Annotated in this window: 20 protein-coding genes; 8 read left to right on the plus strand and 12 right to left on the minus strand. The window is 70.3% G+C overall.

The genetic code is table 11. The features are described 5' to 3' along the window. Positions 1-17: 17 nt before the first annotated feature. A complete protein-coding gene (locus AC5Y4Q_RS15740) occupies positions 18-1253 on the minus strand; it encodes an acyltransferase family protein (protein ID WP_064923969.1) in 1236 nt (411 codons plus the stop codon). A gap of 189 nt (positions 1254-1442) precedes the next feature. Between AC5Y4Q_RS15740 and AC5Y4Q_RS15745 the strand changes: the two genes are divergently transcribed. From AC5Y4Q_RS15745 to AC5Y4Q_RS15765, 5 genes are all read left to right on the plus strand, one after another. Further along, positions 1443-3395 carry a neutral/alkaline non-lysosomal ceramidase N-terminal domain-containing protein gene (locus AC5Y4Q_RS15745; RefSeq protein WP_064923968.1) on the plus strand — a complete coding sequence of 651 codons (1953 nt, stop codon included), beginning with the start codon at positions 1443-1445 and terminating at the stop codon, positions 3393-3395. Positions 3396-3495: 100 nt separating this feature from the next. Then, positions 3496-3954 (plus strand): STAS domain-containing protein, encoded by a 459-nt coding sequence (locus AC5Y4Q_RS15750; protein ID WP_064923967.1) that lies wholly within the window; start codon positions 3496-3498, stop codon positions 3952-3954. A gap of 44 nt (positions 3955-3998) precedes the next feature. Then, entirely contained in the window at positions 3999-4517 is a 519-nt protein-coding gene (locus tag AC5Y4Q_RS15755) for a phosphatase PAP2 family protein (protein WP_082952764.1), read from the plus strand. Continuing rightward, complete coding sequence (gene yaaA, locus AC5Y4Q_RS15760; RefSeq protein ID WP_064923965.1) at positions 4514-5263, plus strand: peroxide stress protein YaaA; 750 nt, start codon at positions 4514-4516, stop codon at positions 5261-5263. Before AC5Y4Q_RS15755 ends, yaaA begins: the two co-directional genes overlap by 4 nt. Next, a complete protein-coding gene (locus AC5Y4Q_RS15765) occupies positions 5260-5910 on the plus strand; it encodes a M15 family metallopeptidase (RefSeq protein ID WP_064923964.1) in 651 nt (216 codons plus the stop codon). The genes yaaA and AC5Y4Q_RS15765 overlap by 4 nt, the downstream gene beginning before the upstream one ends. Here the strand turns inward: AC5Y4Q_RS15765 and AC5Y4Q_RS15770 are convergent. Then, positions 5903-6217 (minus strand): MTH1187 family thiamine-binding protein, encoded by a 315-nt coding sequence (locus tag AC5Y4Q_RS15770; RefSeq protein WP_064923975.1) that lies wholly within the window; start codon positions 6215-6217, stop codon positions 5903-5905. The two genes, AC5Y4Q_RS15765 and AC5Y4Q_RS15770, sit on opposite strands and share 8 nt — an antisense overlap. Before the next feature lie 53 nt (positions 6218-6270). Between AC5Y4Q_RS15770 and dtd the strand changes: the two genes are divergently transcribed. Further along, positions 6271-6702 carry a D-aminoacyl-tRNA deacylase gene (gene dtd, locus AC5Y4Q_RS15775; protein WP_064923963.1) on the plus strand — a complete coding sequence of 144 codons (432 nt, stop codon included), beginning with the start codon at positions 6271-6273 and terminating at the stop codon, positions 6700-6702. 41 nt (positions 6703-6743) lie between these two features. Here the strand turns inward: dtd and AC5Y4Q_RS15780 are convergent, their stop codons facing one another. The 4 genes from AC5Y4Q_RS15780 to AC5Y4Q_RS15795 form a co-directional block, all read right to left on the minus strand. Continuing rightward, positions 6744-8198 (minus strand): lipase maturation factor family protein, encoded by a 1455-nt coding sequence (locus tag AC5Y4Q_RS15780; RefSeq protein ID WP_064923962.1) that lies wholly within the window; start codon positions 8196-8198, stop codon positions 6744-6746. 48 nt (positions 8199-8246) lie between these two features. Beyond that, on the minus strand, positions 8247-9521 hold the full coding sequence (locus tag AC5Y4Q_RS15785; protein ID WP_064923961.1) for a competence/damage-inducible protein A: 1275 nt from the start codon (positions 9519-9521) through the stop codon (positions 8247-8249). Between the two features lie 24 nt (positions 9522-9545). Then, positions 9546-10025 carry a hypothetical protein gene (locus AC5Y4Q_RS15790; protein ID WP_064923960.1) on the minus strand — a complete coding sequence of 160 codons (480 nt, stop codon included), beginning with the start codon at positions 10023-10025 and terminating at the stop codon, positions 9546-9548. Between the two features lie 129 nt (positions 10026-10154). Beyond that, the gene (locus AC5Y4Q_RS15795) at positions 10155-10406 is read right to left on the minus strand and encodes a hypothetical protein (protein WP_064923959.1); all 252 of its coding nucleotides are present in this window, start codon (positions 10404-10406) and stop codon (positions 10155-10157) included. A gap of 92 nt (positions 10407-10498) precedes the next feature. Between AC5Y4Q_RS15795 and AC5Y4Q_RS15800 the strand changes: the two genes are divergently transcribed. After that, on the plus strand, positions 10499-11290 hold the full coding sequence (locus tag AC5Y4Q_RS15800; RefSeq protein WP_064923958.1) for an HAD family hydrolase: 792 nt from the start codon (positions 10499-10501) through the stop codon (positions 11288-11290). Between the two features lie 140 nt (positions 11291-11430). Next, entirely contained in the window at positions 11431-12561 is a 1131-nt protein-coding gene (locus AC5Y4Q_RS15805) for a nitronate monooxygenase (protein WP_064923957.1), read from the plus strand. Positions 12562-12573: 12 nt separating this feature from the next. Here AC5Y4Q_RS15805 and AC5Y4Q_RS15810 read toward each other — a convergent pair whose 3' ends face one another. The 6 genes from AC5Y4Q_RS15810 to gnd all read right to left on the minus strand — a co-directional run bounded on the left by AC5Y4Q_RS15810 (position 12574) and on the right by gnd (position 17860). Further along, the gene (locus AC5Y4Q_RS15810; RefSeq protein WP_064923956.1) at positions 12574-13020 is read right to left on the minus strand and encodes a hypothetical protein; all 447 of its coding nucleotides are present in this window, start codon (positions 13018-13020) and stop codon (positions 12574-12576) included. After that, on the minus strand, positions 13020-14297 hold the full coding sequence (locus AC5Y4Q_RS15815) for a DUF58 domain-containing protein (RefSeq protein ID WP_499959574.1): 1278 nt from the start codon (positions 14295-14297) through the stop codon (positions 13020-13022). The genes AC5Y4Q_RS15810 and AC5Y4Q_RS15815 overlap by 1 nt, the downstream gene beginning before the upstream one ends. After that, complete coding sequence (locus AC5Y4Q_RS15820) at positions 14294-15298, minus strand: AAA family ATPase (RefSeq protein ID WP_499959576.1); 1005 nt, start codon at positions 15296-15298, stop codon at positions 14294-14296. The genes AC5Y4Q_RS15815 and AC5Y4Q_RS15820 overlap by 4 nt, the downstream gene beginning before the upstream one ends. Further along, the gene (locus AC5Y4Q_RS15825) at positions 15295-15774 is read right to left on the minus strand and encodes a hypothetical protein (protein WP_499959578.1); all 480 of its coding nucleotides are present in this window, start codon (positions 15772-15774) and stop codon (positions 15295-15297) included. Before AC5Y4Q_RS15825 ends, AC5Y4Q_RS15820 begins: the two co-directional genes overlap by 4 nt. Further along, the gene (locus AC5Y4Q_RS15830) at positions 15771-16724 is read right to left on the minus strand and encodes a DUF4129 domain-containing protein (RefSeq protein ID WP_065019466.1); all 954 of its coding nucleotides are present in this window, start codon (positions 16722-16724) and stop codon (positions 15771-15773) included. The genes AC5Y4Q_RS15825 and AC5Y4Q_RS15830 overlap by 4 nt, the downstream gene beginning before the upstream one ends. 116 nt (positions 16725-16840) lie before the next feature. Next, positions 16841-17860: a phosphogluconate dehydrogenase (NAD(+)-dependent, decarboxylating) gene (gene gnd / locus AC5Y4Q_RS15835; protein WP_499959580.1), complete on the minus strand. Its 1020-nt coding sequence runs from the start codon at positions 17858-17860 to the stop codon at positions 16841-16843. Positions 17861-17868 lie beyond the last annotated feature (8 nt).

Here is a 17868-nt window from a genome sequence, read left to right on the forward strand (position 1 = left end):
CGGCCGGGGTCAGCGTGTCAGGACACACTGACCGGGACCGCCGCGGTGCGCTCATCGAGGATCTCATCGACCGGTGCGGCGGCCAGCGGGTCCTCCGACGGCGTCACCTGCGCCGTTTCGGGCCGGGCACCGATCATCCTGCGCATCCAGCGCCGACCCGGTTCCTCGACGCCGTGGAACAGCAGCACCGACAACGCCGTCGCCGTCGCCAACAGCCCGCACACCGTCCACTTGGCCGCGGTCGCTCCCTCGTCCAACACGATCTCGAATTGTATTGCGGCCCAGTTCCAGGCCGTGTGCACCAGCTCGTGGACCATGTACAGGCAGAACGAGATCTGGCCGCCGTACACCATCAACCGAGTGGACAGCAGCGCAGGCAGGCTGCCGGTACCGACCGCCAGGGCCATCACCAGCGGCACGAACAGCACGTCGACCAATCCGCCGCTGTCGTAGAGCCCGGAGATCGGGTGCGCATCGAAGTAGTACAGGATGCCGACGGTCGCGGCGATGAGCAACGCGGAGCCGTATCCGGCGGCGCGGCGGGCCCGGGCGCTCGGCGCGAGCTTGCGCACCGCCGCGCAGGCCAGCGCTCCCGCGGTGAACTGCATGACGATGCGCGGCAGCCAGCTCCACGGGGTGTAGAACTGGCCGGTGGCCAGCAACAACAACAGCGGCGGCAGCGAAGCGATGACCGCCAGCGCGGCCAGGCCCCGCGCCGACGTCGCCCGCATCATCCGGTAGACCACCAGGACCAACCCGCCGAACAGCAGGTAGGCCAGCCACTCGGCGCTGATGGACCAGGCCGGCCCGTCCCAGCTCGACCCGTCGAAGAACGGCTCGAACCACAACTGCACGAGCAGGACCTGGCGCACATAGCTGGTCGCGGTCAGCCGGCTGAGGTCTTCGGTGGGCACATGGCCGACGTGCAGGGTGAAGATCACCCACAACAGCGCCAGGTGCAGCGTGACCAGGTAGATCGGCCACACCCGGGCCAGCCGCAACCACAGGAAATGCAGGGTCGCCCGCGCCGAGAACGACTCCCCCATCCGTTCCAGATAGTTCCAGGTCAGCACGAATCCGCTGAGGATGAAGAACAGGTCGACGCCCTGGGCGCCGCGGTCGAGCACCGGCGCGAGCGCATCGCTGACCGCAGGCGACGCCAGCCGCAGCAGCGGCCGGAAATGAAAGAGCACCACCCAGACCGCGGCGATGATGCGAAGCCCGGTGAGGGCTTTGATCTCTCCGCTGCGCACAACACTCTTCCGCCGGTGGGCTCTGCTGTCGCGACTGCTTGGGCGCGGGCCCGCCGGGGCATTCCGACGATCGGCAGCCGCAACCGGTGGCCGGCAGCCATCGAAGACTAGCAGCGGGACCGTCCGCGGTGAAGTTGCCGGCCGGGTGCGCCTGCCGGGAATTTGCCGCCGGTTGGGAATACTGAACCGATGCCAGACGACTACCGGGTGGGTCGCGGGATCGCCGACATCACCGGCGAGCCGGCCGAGTGCGGAATGCTCGGCTACGGCGTGGCCTCCCAGCAAACGTCCGGCCTGCACAACCGGCTGCGCGCGCGGGCCTTCGTGTTCGTCGACGCCACCACCGGCGCTCGTCTGCTCCTGGTCGTCTGCGAACTGCCGCTGCTGCTGGAGAGCGTGCACCACGAGGTACTCGGGCGCCTCGCCGCCGGCTACGGCGAGCTGTACACGTTCAGTAACGTGATGCTGACGGCGACGCACACCCATTGCGGCCCAGGCGGTTACGGCGATCACCGGCTGTACAACTCCAACACCGGTGGGTTCCGGCCGCAGACCTTCACCGCGATCGTCGACGGCATCTGCGAAGCCGTCGACCGCGCGCACGCCGACCTCTCCCCCGCCACCTTGAGCCTTGCCGTCGGCCGACTCCACGACGCCAGCAGCAACCGCTCACCCTCGGCGTTCGCCCGCAACCCGGCGGCCGACCGGGCCTATTTTCCCGACGCCATCGACCCGCAGACCACGCTGCTGCGCATCGAGCGCAACGGCCGGCTGGTCGGCGCGGTGAACTGGTTCGCCACCCACGGCACTTCCATGACCAACCGCAACACCTTGATCAGTGGCGACAACAAGGGCTACGCCGCCTACCAGGTGGAGCGCCTCGACCGCGGCGTCGACTACCTGGCGCCCGAACCGCCGGAATTCGTCGCGGCCTTCGCCCAGACCAACGCCGGCGATATGTCGCCCAATCTCAACCACCGCCCCGGCAGCGGCCCCACCGAGGACGAGTTCGAGAACACCCGGATCATCGGAGCCCGCCAAGCCGACGCGGCCACCGACCTGACGACCGGGCACGGCGTCGAGGTCACCGGCGGCCTCGACGCGCGGGCCACCTATGTGGACCTGTCGGATTTCGAGGTCGCACCGGAATTCACCGGCGACGGCCGAACCCATCGCACCGGCCCCGCGCTGGCCGGCGCGGCGGCGCTGGCCGGCACCGACGAGGGACCCGGCCCGCTGCACCCGCTGACCAGGCAGGGCCGCAACCGCATCATCGATGCGCTGGTCGCCAACACCGTCTACCGGCGCTCTCCGCGCCTGCGCGACGCGCACGCCCCCAAGGGGGCGATCGGGCCGGGCAGCCGGCTGAACAAGGCCCTGACGCTGATGCCCAACGGTGGCCCGGTCCAACTGCTGCGCATCGGGCAGCTGTATCTGATCGGCATCCCCGCCGAGGTGACCATTGTGGCGGGGCTGCGGTTGCGCCGCACGGTGGCCGCCATCGTGGGCGCCGAGCTGCGCGATGTACTGGTGGCCGGCTACAGCAACGGTTACCTGCACTACGTGACCACACCGGAGGAGTACGAGGAGCAGCGCTACGAGGGCGGCAGCACCATGTTCGGGCGCTGGGAGCTGGCGGCGCTGCAACAGGTGGTGGCCGGATTGGCCACCGCGATGCGGGAGCAGCGACCGGCACCGGTCGGCACAGCCCCCACCGCGCCGCCTCGCACCCGGCGGTCACGCCGCCGGGTGCGCCCGGATGAACCGGCCGCCGGTCACCGCTTCGGGGACGTCGTGCAACCGCCGCGGTCCCACTACCAGCCGGGGGCCACGGTGACGGCGGTGTTCGCCGGCGCCTACCCGAACAACGACCTGCACCGCGGTGGCACCTACCTGCGGGTTGAGCGGGAGACCGCCGACGGATGGTGCACCGTCGCCGACGACGGCGACTGGTCGACGATGTTCCGTTGGCGCCGTGCCGGCGGCCGTGGGTCGACCGTCACCGTGACCTGGACGGTGCCCGCCGACGCCGCGGCCGGGCGCTACCGACTGCGCTACCACGGCGATGCCCGGGGGCGCGACGGGCGGATCAGCGCGTTCAGTGGAGCGACGGAGCCCTTCGATATCTCACGAAAGCGTTAATCGGGCGCCCGAGGCGCCTTAACTTCGCCGCCTAACGTCGGGAAATGTCGAGGCCGGCCACCTGCCGGCACTGCTCAGACAAGCGGAAGCGGGGGCTGGCATGGCTATCACGATCACCACTCGGGGCACGGCGCGGATCGGTCAGCAGGGCAACCCCACCGTCCAGTGCGGTGGCGCGCAGATCCGGGCACACTCCCGTCACCTCGCGACGGTGATCACGATCCGGGGCCGGATCGATGCCACCAACGTCGACCAGCTCAGTGAGCAGGCGCGGCGCTTCGTACTTGCGAAGGAACCGCTGCTCCTCGACTTGAGCGGGGTGACGTCGTTCGCTGCCGCCGGGATCTGGCTGCTGTGCGTCCTCGACGGGGACTGCCGCGCCGCCGGCGTGGACTGGACGCTGATCGAGGGCCCGGCGGTGGCCGAACTCCTCGGTGACTTCGACGAGGACGCGAAGTTCCCGACGGCGCGCTCGGTCGAGCAGGCGCTGCACGCGCTCGCCGACGGCAACGACCAGCGTCGTCAGGCGCTGCTGCCGCTGTTCCAGAAATCGGCCTGAGCCGAGGGGCCGCCGCCGCACTGCGCTGGTGGCCCGCGGCCGGCGTGCTGGCAACCCTGGTTCTGGGCTGGGCGGTGGGCCGCGGTTCGACGGCCGTTGACAGCTGGTTCAGCCATCGCACCCGTGAGGTCATCGGTGGACAACCGCGGTGGCTGTTGACCTTCACCAGCGGCTGGCTGGTGTTCGCGGTGCTGGTGGGCTGTCTGACGGTCACGCTGCTTCGGCGGCAATGGGCGTTGGCGGCCGCGGTGCTGGTCTGCCCGTTCGTTGTCACCGGGGTCAATCAGGTTCTCAAACACCTCTTCGACCGCCGCAACGGGGTGTACCTGGAGTATCCGAGCGGGCACACCGCGCTGCTGGTCGCGGTGCTGGGCATGATGGTCGTGGTGGCCGGTTCGAGGATGGCCCGGCGCTGGGCGCTGATGCTGGCGGCGGTGCTGAGCCTGCTGGGCATGCTCGGGCTGGTGGCCTGCGGCTATCACTTCCTCACCGACACCCTCGGCGCGGCGATGCTCGCCACCGCGCTGGTGTGCGCCGCGGCTCGGTTAACGTCTGCGCTGTGATCGTGCTGCTGCCACCGTCAGAGACCAAGCGGGCCGGCGGCGACGGGCCTCCGCTGCGCCTCGACGCGCTGGGATCCCCCCAACTCACCGAGCTGCGGGCAGCGCTGGTCGATGAGCTGGTCGCCCTGGCCGCGGATCCCGACGCCAGCCGGCGCGCGCTGGGTCTCTCGGCCACCCAGGACGCCGAGATCGAGCGCAACGCGATGTTGCGCTCCGCGCCGACGGCGCCGGCGATCAACCGCTACACCGGCGTGCTGTACGAGGCGCTCGACGTCGACTCGCTGCGCGGCGCGGCGGCGGCCCGTGCCGAAGCCCGTCTGGCGGTCGGCTCAGCCCTGTTCGGGCTGCTGCGGGCAGCCGATCCGGTGCCCGCCTACCGGCTGTCGGCAACCTCGAAGCTGCCCGGGCAGCCGGGCCTGGGCAGTCGCTGGCGTGCCGTGCTGGAACCGGTGCTGGCCGAAATCGCCGCCGCGGAACTCGTCGTCGACCTGCGGTCCGGCTCGTATGCGGCGCTGGCGAAGATCCCCGGCGCGGTCCGCGTCGACGTGGTCGCCGAGCACCCCGACGGCCGGCGGGCGAGCGTCAGTCACTTCAACAAGGCCCACAAGGGCAGGCTGGCCCGGGCGCTGGCGACCAGCAGGTACGAGCCGGACGACGCCGCGGCCGTCGCGGCGGTCGCACGCCGGGCCGGGATGCGGGTGGAACGCGACGGCAACCGGCTGACCATAGTGGTTGCGGGCTCATGATCAGGTCGTTGGCGGTGGTGCCGCTGCTGGTGGCCATCGGTTGGGCCAGCGCGGCGTGGGGCGCCCCCGACTTCCCGCCGGTCTCCCCGGCGGCCCGCGCGGCCGGCTTTGTCGACGTCCGCAGTGCGGTGCCGGATGCGATCCTCGATCTGCGGTATGCCACGGCCAACAACTTCACCGGCGTGCAGCTGTATCCGACCGACGCCCGGTGCCTGGTGCACGAGTCGCTGGCCCCGGGTTTGGCGGCAGCCGCCGATGCGCTGCGCGGCCGGGGCCGAACGCTGGTGTTCTGGGACTGCTACCGGCCGCACGACGTGCAGGTGCGAATGTTTCAAGCGGTGCCGAATCCGGCCTGGGTGGCCCGCCCGGGCCCGCTCGCCCGCAGCCATGAGACCGGGCGGTCGGTCGACGTGACGACCGCCGACGCGCGGGGACGCCTGGTCGAGATGGGCACCGGCTTCGACGACTTCTCGCCCCGCGCCGCGGCATTTGCCGACGGGATCAGCGCGGCCGCGGCGGCCGAACGCGCCACCCTGCGCGACGCGATGAGCGCCGGCGGCCTGGCCGTCTACTCCGGGGAGTGGTGGCACTTCGACGGACCCGGCGCCGGCGTGGGCAGGCCCATCCTCGACGTACCGGTCACCTAGGTGGTGGCGCCGCCAGATGCCGCTCGACCGATGCCACCTTGGCGGTCATCGCATCGACTGCGCCGGCTCGCCAGTCGGCCTTGATCACGGTGCTCACCCGTGGTGATCGGGCCGCCACCGCCTCCACCGCCCGCTGCACCACGGCCATCGCCTCGGCCCAGCTGTCGCTTTCGATGACGGTGAACATCGCATCGGTGCGGTTGGGCAGGCCCGACTCCCGAACGACCCGCACCGCCTCCGCGACGATCTCACCGACTCCCTCGCCCACCCCGAGCGGCGTGACCGAGAACGCAACCAGCACCGACACCGTGACCACCCCTCCCGCTTGCAGCACCGCCGAGCCTACCTAGCATCGGGCGCATGCGGGTTCTGGTGCAACGCGTCTCGTCGGCGCGGGTTAGCGTCGACGGCGAGGCCGTCGGCGAGATCACGCCGGCGGGGCAAGGGTTGGTGGCGCTGGTCGGGGTCACCCACGACGATGACACGGGCAAGGCCCGGCGGCTCGCTGAAAAACTCTGGCAGTTAAGGATTCTCGACGGTGAGCGCTCGGCGTCTGATGTCGGCGCCCCGATCCTGGTCGTCAGCCAGTTCACCCTCTACGCCGACACCGCCAAGGGGCGGCGGCCATCCTGGAACGCCGCGGCGCCGGGTTCGGTCGCCGAGCCGCTGGTCGCTGAGTTCGGCGACACCCTGCGGCAGTTGGGCGCGCAGGTGGCGACCGGCCGGTTCGGTGCCCACATGTCGGTGGAGCTGGTCAACGACGGACCGGTGACGGTGCTGCTGGAGTTGTAGCGCCGAAAACGGGCTCTGGATCGGCGAAGGGTGGCCGATGCTCAGGGCCCGGGCCGCCCCGAAACCCCGCTCGCCGAGACCGGCGGTAGGTAGATGCCCACCAGAGTGCGGTGCCACCAGGCCCGATCGCGACGCCGCTCCGCCGGGGTGGTGAAGCGGTAGTCGTAGAGCAGTGCCCGCACGTAGCGCGGCGGTTCGTCGGGAAACGGGTTGTGCCGCAACAACCGCAACGTATCGCGATCGTTGCGCAGCAGGCGTTGCAGCAGCGCGTCTCGCCACGGTCGCGCGTACGCCGGCGACAACGCGGCGAACCACATCAGCCAGTCCAGCCGCAGATGATACGGCGCCCACTGCCGTGGAAGCCGATCGGTGGCACCGGGTTTGCCCTTGAACTCATATTCCCGCCAGAGCGTCTTCTCGCTGAGGTCGGTGTCCGCGGTCCCCTCGATCACCACTTCTCGGCGGGCGCGCCCGACCGTCCCGAACGCCCCATAGGTGTTGACCAGATGAAAGGGATTGAACGAGGCGTTCATTCGCTGATTACGTGATGCCATGTTGCGCACCGGCCAGTAGCTGAGCACGACCACCATGACGGCGAAAGCCAGCACCAGAGCGGTGAACCACACCGGAGGGTCGGGCATCGCCGGGGGCCGCAGGCCCGCAAACGTGAGCCAGGACTGGTCGATCGCGGCGGCAGCAAGGACGATCGTCACCCAGTTCAGCCAGGCGAAATTACCGGAGGCCACCAGCCACAGCTGGGTGACGACGATGATCGCCGCCGCCACCCCGGCGATCGGCTGCGGGGCGAACAGCCCGAACGGCACCACCAGTTGGGAAACATGGTTGCCGGCGGCTTCGATCCGGTGCAGCGGTTTGGGCAGGTGGTGGAAGAACCAGCTCAGCGGTCCCGGCATCGGCTGAGTCTCGTGGTGGTAATACAAGCAGGTCAGATCGCGCCAACAGGAGTCGCCGCGCAGCTTGATCAACCCCGCCCCGAACTCGATCCGGAACAGCAGCCACCGGGCCAGCCACATCACCAGCACCGGCGGCGCAACCCGGTCGTTGCCCAGGAACACCGCCAGCAGCCCGGCCTCCAGCAGGATCGATTCCCAGCCGAACGCGTACCACGTCTGGCCGACGTTGACGATCGACAGGTACATCGCCCATAGCAGCAGCCAGATCGCCATCACCGCCCACAGCGGTACGAGTTCGCCCGCCCCCGCCACCAGCGCGGCCGCCAGGGCCGCACCGGCCCAGCAGATGCCGGCGAAGAACCGATCCGAGTAGTACAGCTGAAAGACGCTGGGCGTCACCGGGAACGGCCGTCGGCGCAGATACCGCGGCACCGGCAGCATGCCGTGTTCACCGATCAGGGCCCGGAATTGCCGCGCGGCGGCAATGAACGCGACGACGTAAACGGCGGCGATCCCGCGTGCCAGCACCTGCCGGCCCAGCCAGTAGCCGGATCCGCTAAACCACGCCCACGCTGTATTCATGACCGCAACTCCTCGGTGAGACGTTCATACCACCGGTTGCGGTCGGAATCACGGTGTTGACAGTGCGCGGTACAGCAGGTGCATGGCCACCGTCGTCGACCGTTCCCGGACGTCGGCCCGCTCCCCCGGCAGCCGGGTGGTCCGGGTGAGTACCCGGCCGTCACCGAGCGCTACACAGAAGCACACCGTGCCCACCGGCTTGTCCGGTGTACCGCCGCCCGGCCCGGCGATGCCCGTGATCGCCACCGCCGTATCGGCGCCGAAGCGGCGCAGCGCGCCGGCGGCCATCGCCTCGGCCACCGGCTCGGAGACCGCGCCGTGCTCGGCGATCAGCGCCGCGTCCACGCCGAGCAGATCCACCTTGGCGTCGTTGGAGTAGGACACCACCCCGCCGGCAAGGTACGCCGACGCCCCGGGCGGGTCGGCCAGGCGCCCGGCCAGCAGCCCGGCGGTGCAGGATTCCGCGGTGGCGATCCACCGGCCGGCCAACCGCGCTGCCACCAGATCGTCGATCCGCGAACCGTCTTCGGAGAAGATCGCCCGGGGGTGCCGCTCGCGCAGCAGCGTGAGCAATTGGCCGTAGGCCGCGGCGGCGTCGGGCTCATATCGGGTGACGATCTCGAGTTCGCCGCGGCGCAGGCAGGTGGTGATCTCCAGCCGCACGAAGTCGGCGATGGCCTCCTGGGCGTGCCGCAGGGTGTCGGCCAGGCCGGACTCGGGCAGGCCGAACATCCGCACGGTCCGCTGTTCGTAGCGGGTACGGCCGGCGATCGCGTGCTGCACCTCGGCGGTGGCAATCGCCTTGTGCCACATGGGTTGCAACTCGCGGGGCGGCCCCGGCAGCACCACCACCGTCGGAGCGCCGGGCACCACCACGCCGGGGGCGGTACCGACCGGATCCAGGACGGTCGCGCCGGCCGGCACCATCGCCTGCTTGCGGTTGGCCGCCCGGACCGTCGCGAAGTCCGGGGCGCCCGGTCCGGTGAAGCGCGCCATCATCGGTTTGATGATCTCGGCGATCCGGGCTTCCAGAGCGCTGTCGAGCACGACATCGCGCCCGCAGAACCGGGCCACGGTGTCGACCGTCAGGTCATCAGCCGTCGGTCCCAGACCGCCGCTGGTGATGATCAGATCGACACCCTCGCCGGCCAGAAACCGCAGCTGGGCCTCGATGTCGCGGGGCCGGTCACCGCAGATCGTGATGTGCGCCAACTCCACTCCCAGTTCCAGGAGGCGGTCGGCCAGCCACGGTCCATTGCGATCGGCGATCCGTCCGGTGAGTACCTCGGTACCGGTGACCACGATTCCTGCGCGTGCGCTCACCGGTCCGAGGTTACGGCCTCACCGTCAGGGCAAGCCGGGAATCAGCATGACCTCCATCGGTGTCACCGGCGCCGACGGCGCGAACGCAGCCGGAACCACCGCTGTCGGGGTTGGCGTCGAAGGCCCGAAGTTCGGCAACGGGAACGGCAGCACCGACGTCAGGTTGGCCGGGAACCCGGACAGTCCGGGCAGGCCGGCGGCCTGGGTGCCCGGCGCCGGGGCGCCCGCGGCCGGCGGAACGTTGAAGGTGGCGGTGGCGATCGGCGCCTGTGCCGGGGACGCTGCCGGCGCCACCGAGGTTCCACTCAGCGCCGACGTGGTGGTCTGCAGCAACTGCTGCGGAATGGTGGCCGAGGATGCGACCACCTGCTCGACGACCCCGGGCAGCCCCGGGTTGAGCGGCACCGTGTCCGCGTTGGCGGTGGCGCTGGACGCGAGCGCGGCCAGGAACAATCCCGCGGCGGCGCCGGCCGCGACGGTGAGGCAATTACGGATACGTGACATGGCTTCTTCCCCATCCCGAATACCAACAAGGTCGGGACCGAAGTTAGCCGTGTGAAAACTGTTGCCCGTGTGACACGAGGGGCGGTTATCCAACCGTTGCGAACCGGAGCCGCCGCGGTTATCGCGCCGTTAGCGGGCCAGCCAGCTCTGGATCTTCGCCAGTTCCGTGGTGTAGGTCAGCAGGACGGAGTCGTCATAGTGCGCCCCGCCGTTGACGGTGCCGCTGTCGCGCCATATCGCGTGAACGTGGGCGAGCCCGCGGCGGTAGACGTCGACACGCTCCCGCTGCGTGCGCTGCCAGCCGAGCTGCGCGGCCTGCTCGGACAGGGCTTGCCGCACATCGGTGGCGGTGGTCTCACTGGAGCCGGCCTTTTCGTTCATAGGCCAACCACGCTATCAGCTGCTGGTTTCGCCCCAACCCCTGCGGCGCGTGGGCGCCCCGGTTGGCGGTGGCGAACGTAGCATCGACGCCGATGACCGCAGCACCGCGCGATCTGATCGCCGAGATCGGCCGGACCGAACCGGGAGCCCGGATCGGAGCATTCTTCGATCTGGACGGCACGCTGGTGTCCGGGTTCACCGCCACCGCACACGCCGGTGACCGGATCCGCCGGCGCCAGGCCCGGGCCGGCGAGGTGCTCGGCGTGGTCGAGGCCGCCGTGCGATATCGGTTGGGCCGGATGCAATTCGAGCGACTGCTGGTGCGGGCGGCGGGCTACCTGCGCGGCGAGTCCATCGCCGAACTCGACGACGTCGGCGAGCGACTCTTCGCCGAGCACATCACCAGCAGGGTCTACCCGCATATGCAGAACGTCGTGCGGGCGCATCAGCAGCAGGGCCACACCGTTGTGTTGAGCTCCTCGGCGCTGACCATCCACGCCGAGCCGGTCGCCCGCTACCTGGGTATTGCGCAGGTGCTGTGCAACCGATTCGAACTCGACGAGCACGGCGTCCTGACCGGAGACATCGTCAAGCCGGTGGTATGGGGGCCCCAGAAGGCAGCCGCCGTGCAGCGGTTCTGCGCGGGCAACGGCGTCGATCTCGCCCAGAGCTTCTTCTACGCCGACGGCGACGAGGATGCCGCCCTGATGTCGCTGGTAGGTCGGCCCCGGCCGGTCAATCCGCGACCCGGGCTGGCGGCGCTGGCAGCCGAAGAAGGCTGGCCGGTGCTGCACGTCAGCGGTTCCGGCCGCGCGGGCGGCCGGTCGCTGCGGCGTGCCGCCGGTTTCGGGGTGGCCGTGCTGCGCGCTTTCGCCACCCACTGAGCCGCAGGAACCGGGACACGATTGGCGGTAGTGTTGCCCTCACGAGGCCCACTGGTGGCCGACTGGCCTCACCACGCCGAGTCTGGTACTAAATTAGAACACGTTTCACTTCAATCCGGCGCCCTTGAAGGAGTTAGGTCATGCACACTCCCCTCTGCGACGAACTCGGTATCGAGTTCCCGATCTTTGCCTTTACGCACTGTCGCGATGTGGTTGTCGCGGTGAGCAAGGCCGGCGGTTTCGGGGTGCTGGGCGCGGTGGGGTTCACCCCCGAGCAGCTTGAGATCGAGCTGAACTGGATCGACGAGAACATCGGCGATCACCCCTACGGCGTCGACATCGTCATCCCCAACAAGTACGAGGGCATGGATTCCGGGCAGTCCGCCGAGGAGCTCGCCGAATCGCTTCGCAAGCTGGTGCCCCAGGAGCACCTCGACTTCGGCAAGAAGCTCTTGGCCGATCACGGCGTGCCGGTGGAGAACGCCGACGAGGACAGCCTGCAGCTGCTGGGCTGGACCGAGGCGACCGCCACCCCGCAGGTCGAGGTGGCCCTGCAGCACCCGAAAGTGACAATGATCGCCAACGCGCTCGGGACGCCCCCGGCCGACATGATCAAGCACATCCACGAGGCCGGCCGCAAGGTCGCCGCGCTGTGCGGCTCGGCCTCGCAGGCGCGCAAGCACGCCGCGGCCGGTGTGGACATCATCATCGCGCAGGGCGGCGAGGCCGGCGGCCACTGCGGCGAGGTCGGCTCGATCGTGCTGTGGCCCGAGGTTGTCAAGGCGGTGGCGCCGGTACCGGTGCTGGCCGCCGGTGGTATCGGCAGTGGTCAGCAGATCGCCGCGGCCCTGGCGCTGGGCGCGCAAGGCGCCTGGACCGGTTCGCAGTGGCTCATGGTTGAAGAGTCGTCGAACACCGAGGCCCAGCACGCGGCCTACATCAAGGCCAGCAGCCGCGACACGGTTCGCAGCCGGTCGTTCACCGGAAAGCCGGCCCGGATGCTGCGCAACGACTGGACCGAGGCGTGGGAGGCGCCGGAGAACCCCAAGCCGCTGGGCATGCCGCTGCAGTACATGGTCTCCGGGATGGCGGTGCGGGCCACGAACAAGTACCCCAACGAAAGCGTCGACGTGGCGTTCAACCCGGTGGGCCAGGTCGTCGGCCAGTTCACCAAGGTGGAGAAGACCTCCGCCGTCATGCAGCGCTGGGTGCAGGAATACCTCGAAGCCAGCGGCCGACTCGACGAGATCAACGCCGCCGCCTCGGTCTGACGCTTGGCTGCCCTAGGCCAGGAACGGCCGCAGCGCCAGCACGTAACAGCCGAGGACGGCCGGCGCTGCGGCCAGCGGTAACCACGGCAGCTGCAATGGGAAGCTGGCCGCCACCACACCGACGATGCTGAATCCCGTCGCGCCCAGCAGCGCCGGGGCGGTCACCGTTGTGGCACCGTCGGCGGCGTGCCGCAACAACAAATGGGCCACCGCGGCCAGGCCGGCGACCACCGCCGAAACCGTCGGCGGATCGGCGAACCCGATCACGGCGACGGTGAGCAGCACGGCCGCTGTCGCCGCGGGCCGCCACCACAGCCCGGCCAGCACCGCGCCGGCCGTAAGCAGCGCCCCGGCCGCGGCAATCCCGGACGACCCGGCGCCGGCGGCTGCGGCCATCGCCAGGCCGCATGCGGCAGACATGACCAGCGCCAGGCTGCGGTCGGCGGCGGAACGCTGCATCACCGCACCGCCGTCGGGCGATGGCGCTGCGTCACCAGGTGCATGGCCTGCTCCAGCGGCTGCTGCTGCGGCCACGATGCGACATCGACGCCGACGGTGGCCATGTCCCGGTACATCGCGGTGCGCTCCAGGGTCCAGATTCGCGCCACCAGCGGATCGGGTTCCTCCACGAACGGCGGACCGGCCAGCACGTCGACCGCCAATACGACGTGCCCGCGCTTGCGCAAGTCGGTCAGGGCGAGCGCGAACTCGGTGTCCAACAGGGTGGAGAACGCGATGATCAGCGCGCCGGGCGGCACCGCGGCCCGCGGTGCGAGCGTTCCGGTGGTGGTCTCGAAGCCGTCGCCGGCCCCCAGGACCGCATCGACGATGCGATAGAACTGCCGCTGCCCGATATCGGCCCCGACCCAGCGCGGGTGCCGACCACCGAGCGTGACGACCCCGGCGCGGTCACCGTTGCGCAACGCGGTCTGCACGACTTGCGCCGCGCCCAGCACCGACCGTTCGGTCGCGGCCGTCGCGGGGCCGCGCGGCTGCGGGTAGGCGTCGATGAGCACCACCACGTCGGCGGCGCGATCGGTCAGCCGCTCGGTCACGTGCAGGCTGCCGCGTCGCGCACTGACCGGCCAGTTCACCGAGCGCAACGGGTCGCCGGGGATGTAGGCGCGGATGTCGGCGTACTCCACGCCGCGGCCCGGGTGCCGGGTCAGGTGGGTGCCGACCCGGTCGAGCAGCTCGCTGTGCGGGATCGGCGTGGGCTGTGGGGGCGCCGGGGGGAACACCGTGACCTCGGCGACGTCGACGGTGCCTGTCCCGGCCAGCAGCCCGCCCCTCCCCAGGGCGGTGACGGTGGCCCGAATCGGGTAACGGCCCCAGCGTTGGGCGCTGGCCCGCACCGACTTTCGGCGCCCGGACGCATCGCCATCTCCCGCGAGATCCATCGCCGGGTGCGCGGCCACCTCCAGGGTCACCGCGGCCGCCTCACCCGCCAATGCCGCGACCGCGACCGTCAACTCGACCGGCTCGGATTCGAAGCAGCGCTGCGCCGCGGGGTTCGCCTGCAGCCGGAAAACCGGTACCGGGGACTGCCAGCCCAGTGCGCACAGCACGCCGAGCAGCGGAGCGGCGAAGGCGACCAACTGCCAGCGCGGCCCGCCCGCCGCCACCGCCAGGGCTAGCGCCGCACTGCTGGCCAACGCTCGCGCCAACGGCGAGGCCCGCCAGTGCAAATCGAGGTCGACTTCGGAGACCTCGCCGGAGTGCGGGTGCTGCGTCATGGCGGTGTCATGCCCGGTGCCGGGCCGGGCGGGGCGGGGGTCCGGGGCACCGGTAGGCGCCGTAGGAGCTCTTCCACCACATCCGAGCCCTGGATCCGCCGCACCCACATCTCGGGTCGCAACGTGATCCGGTGCGCCACCGCCGAGGTGGCCAGCGCCTTGACGTCCTCGGGGATCACATAGTCGCGGCCGAGCAGCAGCGCGCGCGCCCGGGCGAGCTGGATCAGGTCGAGTTCCGATCGTGGACTGGCGCCGACGGCCACCTGCGGATGGTGGCGGGTCCCGTTCGCCAGCGACACCACGTAGCGCAGTACGTCATCGTGCACGCTGACCTGCTCCACCGATTCGCGCATCGCCACCACGTCGTCGGCGTCGATCACCTGGCGCACCGTCGGCACCGCGGCGCCCCGGTCGAGTCGCCGGCGCAGCATGGCCGTCTCGCCGTGTTCCGACAGGTAGCCCAGGCGCAGCCTGATCGCGAAGCGGTCCAACTGCGCCTCCGGCAGCGGGTAGGTGCCCTCATACTCGATCGGGTTGTCGGTGGCCAGCACGATGAACGGCTCCGGCAGCCGATGGGTGTGGCCATCGATGCTGACCTGCCCCTCGGCCATCGCCTCCAGCAAGGCCGCCTGCGTCTTGGGCGGGGTCCGGTTGATCTCGTCGGCCAGCACCAGATTGGTGAAGATCGGCCCGCGCCGGAACTCGAAATGCCCCGAGGCCATGTCGTAGATGGTGGTGCCGAGCAGGTCTGCCGGCAGCAGATCCGGGGTGAACTGCACCCGGGTGAAGTCGAGGCCGAGCGCGGCCGCGAACGACCGTGCGATCAATGTCTTGCCCAGGCCCGGAAGATCTTCGATGAGCACATGGCCACCGGCGAGCACGGTGGTCAGAATGAGTGTGAGCGCGGCCCGCTTGCCCACCACCGCCTGCTCGATCTCGTCGAGCACCGCGGTGCAGCGCTCGGCGGTGATCGCCGCCGTGCCGGACAGCCCCGCGCTCATCGCTGTTCCAGCCGGTACAGGATCTCTTCCAGCACAGCGCGTCCCGGGCCGGGCCCGTGGTCTCCGGTGGGCGCGACGTTGCCGGGATCCACCCAGGCCCACAGTGCATCGCCGAACAGCATCACGCCGGTGGCGTTGAACTCCGCGGGGTTCTTCGCCCGCCGCTGGCCGCTGGAGACCTCGAACCGACGGGCCAGGATCGGCCGCCAGCGCCGGTCCCAATCCGCTCGGGTCGACTCCGCCCAGCGGATTCTGGCCTCGGTGCCCCTCAGCCAGCGCCGCAAGGACTCTCCCGGCTCGTCGGTGAGCGCCGCCTCGGGCGGTCCGGTGGGAGTCAGCAGCCGCCGGATGCCGACCAGAGGCAGCGCAACGGCGATACCGGCCGCCCACAGCAGCAGCTGCGGGCGGTGGGCCATCAGCACCGCTAGCTGCACCGCTACGACCAGTAGCATGCCTTGCAGTGCAAGCGTTTTCACGTCGGGGCCCGCAACTCGTCGAGCACCAGCCGCAGGATGGCGACCGCGTCGGCGCGGTGCCGCTCAGTCATCAGGTGCGGGCTGAAACGCGCCTCGGTGAACAGCTCCACCAGCCGGGATGCGTTTTCGGCCGGCACCGCGTGGTGTTCGACAGCCCGTGCCAGCACCTCGGTGGGAGTGTCGAACTCGCGCGGTGCGGCATCGGGAACATCGGCGAGGTGGCGCTCCATGACCGCGTAGCAGGCGATGATCGCCTCCCGCGGCTCGCGGCTTCGGTCGGCGATCCGGGTCAAGCCGAGTTCGGCTGCCCGCGCGAGAGTTTCGCTCGCGGTGGGTGCTGCGACCGCGGGCGTCGCCGCCCCGGTCGCCGGCGCTGGCGGCCCGGCACGACGGAAGCGTGCGACGAAGACGCCGGCGGCGATCAGCAGCAGGGCCGCGGCGGCCACCAGCAGATCACTGGCGAGATCGCTTGGGGAGCCGCCGGGGAGCCGGTGCGGTGGCGCCGGGGTCGGCGCTTGCGGCGCGGTCGGTGCTGCGGGCACCTCACCGCGTGCCCCGAAGAACCCGGCTGGGACTGCGAACCGGTGCGCCCCACCCAGCTTCGCCAGGATCATTACCGCCAGCAGCCATACCGTCACGGCGGCCAATCCGATGAGCAGCACCCGCCACGCCGGCCTGCCACGGTGAGCTCCGGCGGTTGGGGAGAGTTTCCCCATGCTGCCGGCGACCGCGCGCTGGTGGCGGGCCCGCTGGACGACGGCGACCACGATAGCGCCGACGGACACCGCCAGCAGGCCCGCGAGAATGATCGATTCCAGCGGGCTCGATGCGGCCGGCCGGTGCGCGACATGTTCGCGGCCGGGCAGATACCCGCGCGTCGCCGCGCCGGCGACCAGCAGCAGCACGATCAGGGCGATGACGGGCCCGCTCGCCCGGCCGGCAGCGGCCATCACCGCAGTACCGCCTGTCTGGGTCGTTCGCCGTCGCTGCGGCATCCCCCATACTGGCACGCGCACACGCTGAGCGGCCAGGATCGGGCGACGCCGCGGCCGCCAACGAAACTAGCTCACGCGGATTTCTCGTCGTGTCCGCCGAACTGCTTGCGCATCGCCGAGAGCACCTTGGCGCCGAATTCGAACAGATGGCGCGAGGCGAAGCGCGCATACAGCGCCGTGGTGAGCACCGGGGCCGGCACTCCTTCGTCGATCGCGGCGATGACCGTCCAGCGGCCCTCCCCGGAATCGGAGACCCGCCCGGCGAATTCCTCCAGCGCCGGAGACTTCTGCAGGGCGCTGGCGGTCAGGTCCAGCAGCCAGGAGCCGATCACGCTGCCCCGCCGCCAGACCTCGGTGACGTCGGGGATGTTGATGTCGTACTGGTAGAACTCGGGATGGCTCAGCGGTGCGGTCTCGGCGTCACCCTGCTGATCGGCCTTGCCGATGTTGGCGTGGTGCAGGATATTCAGTCCCTCGGCGATCGAGGCCATCATCCCGTACTCGATGCCGTTGTGCACCATCTTCACGAAGTGTCCGGCCCCCGATGGCCCGCAGTACAAGTAACCGTTCTCGGCCTGGGAGACCTCACCGTCGCGGCCCGGCGTGCGCGGGGCGGCCTCAACCCCGGGCGCAATGGTGGCGAAGATCGGCTCGACATGGTCGAAGGCGTCGCGATCGCCGCCGACCATCAGACAGTAACCGCGTTCGCGACCCCACACCCCGCCGCTGGTACCGCAGTCCAGCAGTCGAATACCCTTGTCGGACAGCAGCTTCGCGTGCGCTATGTCATCACGGTAGTAAGAGTTGCCGCCGTCGATCACGATGTCTCCGGCCGCCAGTGTGCCCGCGAGCTCTTGGATGACCCCGGCGGTGATCTTGCCGGCCGGCACCATCACCCACACCACGCGGGGCGCGGGCAGTTTCTCCGCCAGCTCAGCCAGCGAGGACACCCCGGTGGCGTTGCCTTCGGCGGCCAGCGCTGCGACCGCATCGGCATTCTGGTCGTAGACGACGCATTCGTGGCCGTCGGCGACCAGTCGCCGAACGAGATTGGCGCCCATCCGGCCCAGACCGATCATCCCCAATCGCATTGCTGTCC

This window comes from Mycobacterium sp. NGS16, assembly GCF_059813225.1.